Annotated in this window: 5 protein-coding genes; 3 read left to right on the top strand and 2 right to left on the bottom strand. The window is 72.2% G+C overall.

Going from position 1 to position 6306, the window contains the following annotated elements; translation table 11 throughout:
* Nucleotides 1-169 precede the first annotated feature (169 nt).
* The 3 genes from D7Y11_RS25255 to D7Y11_RS25245 all read left to right on the top strand — a co-directional run bounded on the left by D7Y11_RS25255 (nucleotide 170) and on the right by D7Y11_RS25245 (nucleotide 4661).
* Nucleotides 170-1036: a hypothetical protein gene (locus D7Y11_RS25255; protein WP_261778354.1), complete on the top strand. Its 867-nt coding sequence runs from the start codon at nucleotides 170-172 to the stop codon at nucleotides 1034-1036.
* Nucleotides 1037-1123: 87 nt separating this feature from the next.
* A complete protein-coding gene (locus tag D7Y11_RS25250) occupies nucleotides 1124-1546 on the top strand; it encodes a cupredoxin domain-containing protein (RefSeq protein WP_121756034.1) in 423 nt (140 codons plus the stop codon).
* 184 nt (nucleotides 1547-1730) lie between these two features.
* Nucleotides 1731-4661: a helicase C-terminal domain-containing protein gene (locus D7Y11_RS25245; RefSeq protein ID WP_126934980.1), complete on the top strand. Its 2931-nt coding sequence runs from the start codon at nucleotides 1731-1733 to the stop codon at nucleotides 4659-4661.
* A 33-nt stretch (nucleotides 4662-4694) separates the two neighbouring features.
* Here the strand turns inward: D7Y11_RS25245 and D7Y11_RS25240 are convergent, their stop codons facing one another.
* Nucleotides 4695-5432 (bottom strand): HAMP domain-containing protein, encoded by a 738-nt coding sequence (locus D7Y11_RS25240; RefSeq protein ID WP_126934979.1) that lies wholly within the window; start codon nucleotides 5430-5432, stop codon nucleotides 4695-4697.
* Nucleotides 5429-6181 (bottom strand): HEAT repeat domain-containing protein, encoded by a 753-nt coding sequence (locus D7Y11_RS25235; RefSeq protein ID WP_121756032.1) that lies wholly within the window; start codon nucleotides 6179-6181, stop codon nucleotides 5429-5431. The genes D7Y11_RS25240 and D7Y11_RS25235 overlap by 4 nt, the downstream gene beginning before the upstream one ends.
* Between the last annotated feature and the right edge of the window lie 125 nt (nucleotides 6182-6306).

The following is a 6306-nucleotide window of genomic DNA, read 5'->3' as shown; positions in this document are numbered from 1 at the left end:
TCGGCCGTCCGTGGCGCCGTCCGCTCCCCCTCCCCGCCCGGCTCCGGGCCCGGCGGGCGAGGCAGGCACGGCGACGGCGGCTCCCTCGGCGCCGCCCCGGCCATCCGGTCCGCCGGCACCGGGCTTCACGCCGGGGGCCGCGTCACGTCCGCCTCCCCGGGGTCCCGGGATGGGTGGGCCCCCTCGCGCGGGTGGGCCTCCGGGCCGCTTCGCGCCGCGCCCCGGCCCCCCGCGCCCGCCGCCCACGCCGGAGCAGATCCTGGCGCTGGCCACGCGCGAGCACGTGCCGGCGCGCATCGCCAAGGGTGAGCTGGAAGGGAAGATGAAGGCGCGCATCTGGCGCAAGCTGCACGCCGAGGAGGCGAAGCGCTTCGACCAGGTCTACGAGCTGATGGGCCAGACGCCGGGCCTGTCGCTGGGCGACGCGTTCGGCATCCTCCAGAGCGGCCTCACCGTGCAGGAGTTCATGGCACGCAAGGAGCGCAGCCAGCGCAAGGCGGCCATCAAGCAGGCGCGCGGCCAGGTGGACAACGCGCTCGTCGCGGACTTCCTGGGCGCCTTCATCGAGCAGAAGACCGAGCTGTCCGTGGTGCTGGCGGAGCGGTCGCTGTTGGACACGCTGCTGGCGGAGGAGGCCATCGCCTTCACCTTCGAGCGCACGGGCCGTCTGGAGAAGCTCCAGGTGGTGCTCATCGCGCGCAGGGGTGACTGGGAGCGGCTGATGCCGACCCTGGAGCGCGACGCGAAGCTCACGCAGAAGCCGGCGCAGGTGGCGCGGCAGCCGGACAAGCGCCCCTACTCGGACCCCCGGCCGTTCCTGCCGCACATCGGGCAGACGGTGAAGCTGGTGCTGCGCAACGGCATCACGGTGGAGGCGCCGCTGTTGCGCGTGGGCCGCTTCGACGTGCTGCTGGGCGAGCCCGGGCACGAGCTGTTCGTCCCGCTGCACGCGCTCCTGCGCTTCGAAGCGCCCCCGGCCCCCCCCGAGGATGCTTCCGACGACGAGGCCGGTTCAGAGCCCGACGCCGAGGGCTGAAAGCGGCTCGCGGTGTCGTTACTTCCGGGCGGCCCTGCCTTCAGTGGCGGGCCGCCCGTGTCCTTCCTCCCCCTGGAGACTCCATCCATGCGCCCCTTCTTCTCCCGCATCATCAAGCCCTGGCTCGCGCTCACCGCGGCGGCGGTCCTCGCGGGAGCGTCACAGCAGGCGTGCACGAAGGAGTCCTCCGCGAAGGAGCCGGGCACGCCCGCCGCGCAGGAGGTGGGACGGCGGGAGAACGGCGTGCACGTGGTGGAGCTGGCCGTCACGGAGAAGGGCTATGAGCCCTCGCCGGTGCAGCTCAAGAAGGGCGAGCCGGTGAAGCTGGTGGTGACGCGCAGGACGGACCTGACGTGCGCCACCGAGCTCGTGATGGACGAGTACAAAATCGACACGAAGCTGCCCCTGAACACGCCGGTGGACATCACCTTCACGCCCAACCAGTCCGGGACGCTGAGGTACGGCTGCGCGATGGGGAAGATGATCGCCGGTACGTTCGTGGTGGACTGAAGTCCTCGGACTCCTCCGTCCGTTCGCCCCACCCGCTGGTGGAGATTGCCTTCACGCCCCGTCAGTCCGGGATGCTCCATTACGGGTGCCCGACGGGAGAGACCACTGGCCGCTTCTTCGTGCAGTAGCGCCCCGCTCCGTTAACTGGCGATGTCCGCCCGGGCGGGTAGTCTCGCGGGCCTGCATGGGCAGCTCGGAGCTCTTCACCCGGCACGTCTTCCTGGACCTCGAAACGACGGGGCTCGACCCCCGCGTGGATGAGGTCATCGAAGTCGGGTGCCTCTTCTTCGAGCACGGCCGGGAGGTGGACCGCTTCTCCCAGCTGTATTCGGCCTCGCGCCCGCTGAACCTCACCATCCGTCGGCTCACCGGCCTGTCCGACGCGCAGCTCGCAGGACAGCCCCGCTTCGACGCGGAGCGCGCCCAGCTGCGGGAGCGGCTCAAGGGCTGGACGGTGGTGGCGCACAACGCCCCGTTCGAGAAGGGCTTCCTGCCGGACGTGCTCGGCGGCGTGCCGGTACTCGACTCGTGCGAGCTCATGCACTACCTGCACCCGGAGCTGCCCAGCCACTCGCTGGAGTCGCTGATGCGGTGGGCGAAGCTGGGCTCACAGCAGCCGCACCGGGCGCTGCATGACTGCGTGGCGGTGCACGCGGTGCTGGTGCACGCGCTGGATGGCTGCGTGCGCGACGGGCGCGCGGAGGACGTGGCGGACCTGCTGTCCACGATGGACCCCAGGGCCCGCGCGTCGCTGGGGCCCACGCCGCTGCTGGATACCCTGTCGGATGAGGACGCTCGCGACCTGGCGATGGACGCGGAGGCGCGCCCGCTGCTGGAGCTGCTCTCGCGGCTGTGGGACGCATGCCGGGCCACGCCAACGCCGCTGAACCTGGAGACGACGGGCGGCTTCCTGCGCGCGCGGCCGGAGCGCAAGCGCGTGAATGGTGGCAGGCCTCCCCCGGAGCCGGAGCTGGACGCGACGCCGCTGCCGGTGCGGCCGGAGGAAGTGGCCCAGGTGCTGGGGCCCGGCGGCGCGCTGGAGCGGGGCGGCGGGTTCCTGTCCCGGCCCGCGCAGCTGGAGATGGCGCAGGCGGTGGCGCGCACGCTGTCGGACGGCGGGCAGGTGGCGGTGGAGGCCGGCACGGGCACGGGCAAGTCGCTGGCGTACCTCACGCCCGCGGCGCTGTTCGCCTCGCGCAACGGGCTGAAGGTGGGCGTGGCGCCGCACACGAAGACGCTCCAGGACCAGCTCCTGGAGAAGGACCTGCCCCGGCTGCACCAGGCCACCGGCGGCGCGTTCGGCTACGCGCTGCTCAAGGGCCAGACGAACTACCTGTGCCGCCGACGCGCGCTGGAGGCCACGCGCGTGGAGCCGGGGATGAACCACTCCGCGCGGGCGCCCCGGGCCTACGTGCGCGCGTACATGCGCCGCAGCGTGGACGGGGACCTGGACCGGCTGAGCCACTGGTTCCGCGAGCGCTTCCCGGGCATGCACGGGCTGGTGCCGGCGGTGCGCTCCGAGGCGGCGACGACGCTGGGCGAGCGGTGCCCGCATCACCACAAGTGCTTCTACCACTCGGCGGTGGCGCAGGCGCGCGAGGCGGACGTGCTGGTCATCAACCAGTCGCTCGCGTTCGCGTGGCCCGCGCGCTACGGGCGACTGGACCACCTGGTGCTGGACGAGGCGCACGAGCTGGAGGACGTGGCCACCACCGCGCTCACGGTGGAGCTGTCCGACCTGGCCTTCCTGCGCCTCACGGAGCGGCTGCACGGACGCGACGGGCGCCGGGGCCTCTTCGCGGAGTTGCGCCGCGCGCTCGCGGCCACTCGCCGGGACGAGTCCCGCGTGCTGATGTCCGAGGTGGACGACGCCCTGCGCACCCTGCTCCAGGAGGCGCGCCTGCTGGGCGAACAGGTGACGGCCCTGTGCGAGCCCGCGGCGGCGATGCCCGGCGAAGACGCGGACGACGCGGCCTACGCGCCGGAGCTGCGGGTGACGGACGCGGTGCGCGCCCTGCCCGCCTGGGAGCCCGTGCGAGAGGGCCTGGTGGCGGTGCGCACGGCGCTGCAACGGGTACACACGCTGCTGTCGGTGCGGGTGCTGGCGGCGCTGCCGGAGCTGGCGGTGAAGCAGCCTTCGCTGGAGCGGGAGCTGGCCGGCGCCACCACGGAGCTGGGCGAGCTGTCGGTGCTCGCGGGCGAGCTGGCTGGAGAGCCGGATGCGAAGCGCTGCTACGCGGCGCGGGCGGAGCCTCGCAAGACGCGTTGGAGCGTGGGCGCGCAGCCGGTGGACGTGTCCGAGTCCGTGGCGAAGGACTTCGCCGCGAACAAGCGCGCGCTGGTGATGGCGTCCGCCACGCTGGGCACGGGTGACCCTGTTCCCTTCGTGCTGAAGCGGCTGGGACTGAGGCCGCCCATCTTGCGCGCACCGTCGCCGTTCCATCTGGGACAGCAGGCGCTGGTGGTGCTGGTGACGGACGCGCCGCGCGCGCACGAGGAGCCGTTCATCGACTGGGCCTCGGGGCGCATCTCCGGCCTGGCGCAGGTGATGGGCGGCCGGGTGCTGGGCCTGTTCGCCTCCACGCGGCGGCTGGAGCGCGTCGCGCGCGAGGTGCAGGCGCGGCTGGAGCCGCACGGCATCGAGGTGCTGCGCCAGTCGCGCGGGCACGGCCGTTCGCTGGCGGCGCGGCAGGAGCGCGACACGGGCACGGTGCTGCTGGGCACCAAGAGCTTCTGGCAGGGCGTGGACATCCCCGGCCGCGGCGTGGGGTGTGTCTTCATCGACAAGCTGCCCCTGGAGCCGGCGTCACGGCCGCTGGTGGCCGCGCGCGAGGAGCCGCTGGCGAAGGCGGGCAACGAGTACCTGGGCTTCCTCCAGTACCGGCTGCCGCGCGCGCTGCTGCTCCTGCGCCAGGGCGTCGGGCGGCTCATCCGCTCCACCACGGACCGGGGCATCGTCGTGGTGGCGGACCCAGGACACGCGAGCTACCGGCCGCTGCTGCTCCAGGCGCTCGCGGGCTACCGAGTCGTCGCGCTGCCGTGGGCGCAGGCGCGGCTGCTGCTGCACTCGGAGCTCTTGCAGATGGGGCTCACCGCGGACACCGCGCGGGTGTGAGCCCCCGGCGCGGTGTCGCCAAGCCGCCCTGCCCTACCGCGCCAGCCGCTCGCGGTAGCGCGTCTCCAGGGCGGTCAGTTCGTCCACCCAGGGGCCCGTGGCGCCGCTCGTCTTCGCCTGCGCCAGGGCCTCCGACAGCGCGCGCGCGTCCTCGGTCTGCTGCGCGCGCAGCCGCTGGGTCATGTCCCGCGCGACCTCGAAGACATCCTGCAGTTCGTCGCCTTCGCGCAGGCCGTGCTGCGGCGGGTTCAGGTGGCCTTCCGCCACTTCGCGCATCATGCGCTTGATGCGGAAGAGCGGGCCCACCATCCGGTGCGTCACCACGATGGTCGCCAGCGCCACCACCGCGATGAACGACACCAGGCAGCCGCCCAGCACCCACCACGTCAGCTGCTGATGGCGCTCCAGCTCCGCGCGCTGCGTGACGATGGCCGCGCGCTCCGCGTCGTACTTGGCGTCGATGGACTGCGCCTGCTCGCGGAACTGCTTCTCGAACGCCGGGTCGTTCATGTGGACCATCAGCTCGTTGGAGAGCGTGGCTCCGGACAACTCGCGGCTCACCTCCGCCGCCGCCGAGCGGGCGTCCACCGCCTTCGCCGTCTCTTGCAACAGCGAATTCGCCGCGCGCACCAGGAAGATGCCCAGCAGCGCCGCCATCACCAACGACACACCGACGATGTACGCGGTGAGCCTCAGCTGGAAGGGCGCGTCGAGCAGGAAGTTGCGCCAGCGGCGCTTCGTCGTCGGGGCCTGGGCCGTGGTCGTCGTCATGTCTCGCTGCTCCACTCGAAGGTCGCGGCGGCTTCCTCGATGGCTCGGGGGATCAGGGCCTTCAACAGGTCCGCGGGCGGAGCCCCCGCGGCGTTCACTTCCACCTGTCCCATCAGGGACTGCTCCGGGTACGTCATGCACAGAAGCTGCAGGCGCAGGCCTCCACTGTCCGTCGACTGGATCTCCGCCGTGATGCGGTAGCCGTGCACGCCCAGCTTCTTGAGCGCGCCCTTCGCCGCGGCCTTCGACTCCTTCTCCGGCGCCATCTGCGCGCCCCGGCGCACCAGCTTGGAACGAAGCCGCTCCTGCGTCACCTTCACGAGCTCCGCGGGCACCCTGCCCGTCTTGTCCTTCAGCGCGTCCAGCGACAGGTAGAAGCGCGGCCGGCGCGACTGGAACGCCTTGATGACCTTGATGGACTCCGCCACCGCCGCCTGCACCGTGGCGTCCGCCTCCCCCTGCACCGCCTGGAGGCAGTCGAGCCCCTTCGGCTCCAGGAGCGCGCCCAATCCCTTGGCCACCGCCGCGCGCACCAGCTCGCTCGGGTCCTTGAGGCCGCCGCACAGCGGTGTCACCGCTTCGGGATCCTCGGTGGCGCCCAACACCAGCGCGGCCTGTGAGCGCGCACGCGGATCCCTTCCCTTCTCCAACTGACGGCCCAGGAAGGTGATGCGCGTGTCTCCCTGCGCCAGCGCAGCGCACGGCAGCAGGAAGAGGATGAAGAGCAGGAGTGCTGTCGGCAGCCGCATGGGATGGGCAAAGAAGTACCAACAGTGTAGCCGCGATTTACCTGTCCACGACAGTTGCCTCGCAGGGCAATCGCTCCCACCTTCGATGCGCACAAGGGCCGACGTCTTCCAGGGGGAGGACGGCT

Source organism: Corallococcus sp. AB018, assembly GCF_003986945.1.
GTDB lineage: Bacteria > Myxococcota > Myxococcia > Myxococcales > Myxococcaceae > Corallococcus > Corallococcus exiguus.
This window is presented reverse-complemented; position numbering and strand designations above follow the sequence as displayed.

Bases quoted from the DNA above. Each gene is read 5' to 3' on its own strand.
- D7Y11_RS25250 (WP_121756034.1), top strand. From the start codon at position 1,124: ATGCGCCCCTTCTTCTCCCGCATCATCAAGCCCTGGCTCGCGCTCACC.
- D7Y11_RS25255 (WP_261778354.1), top strand. From the start codon at position 170: ATGGGTGGGCCCCCTCGCGCGGGTGGGCCTCCGGGCCGCTTCGCGCCG.
- D7Y11_RS25235 (WP_121756032.1), bottom strand. From the start codon at position 6,181: ATGCGGCTGCCGACAGCACTCCTGCTCTTCATCCTCTTCCTGCTGCCG.
- D7Y11_RS25240 (WP_126934979.1), bottom strand. From the start codon at position 5,432: ATGACGACGACCACGGCCCAGGCCCCGACGACGAAGCGCCGCTGGCGC.
- D7Y11_RS25245 (WP_126934980.1), top strand. From the start codon at position 1,731: ATGGGCAGCTCGGAGCTCTTCACCCGGCACGTCTTCCTGGACCTCGAA.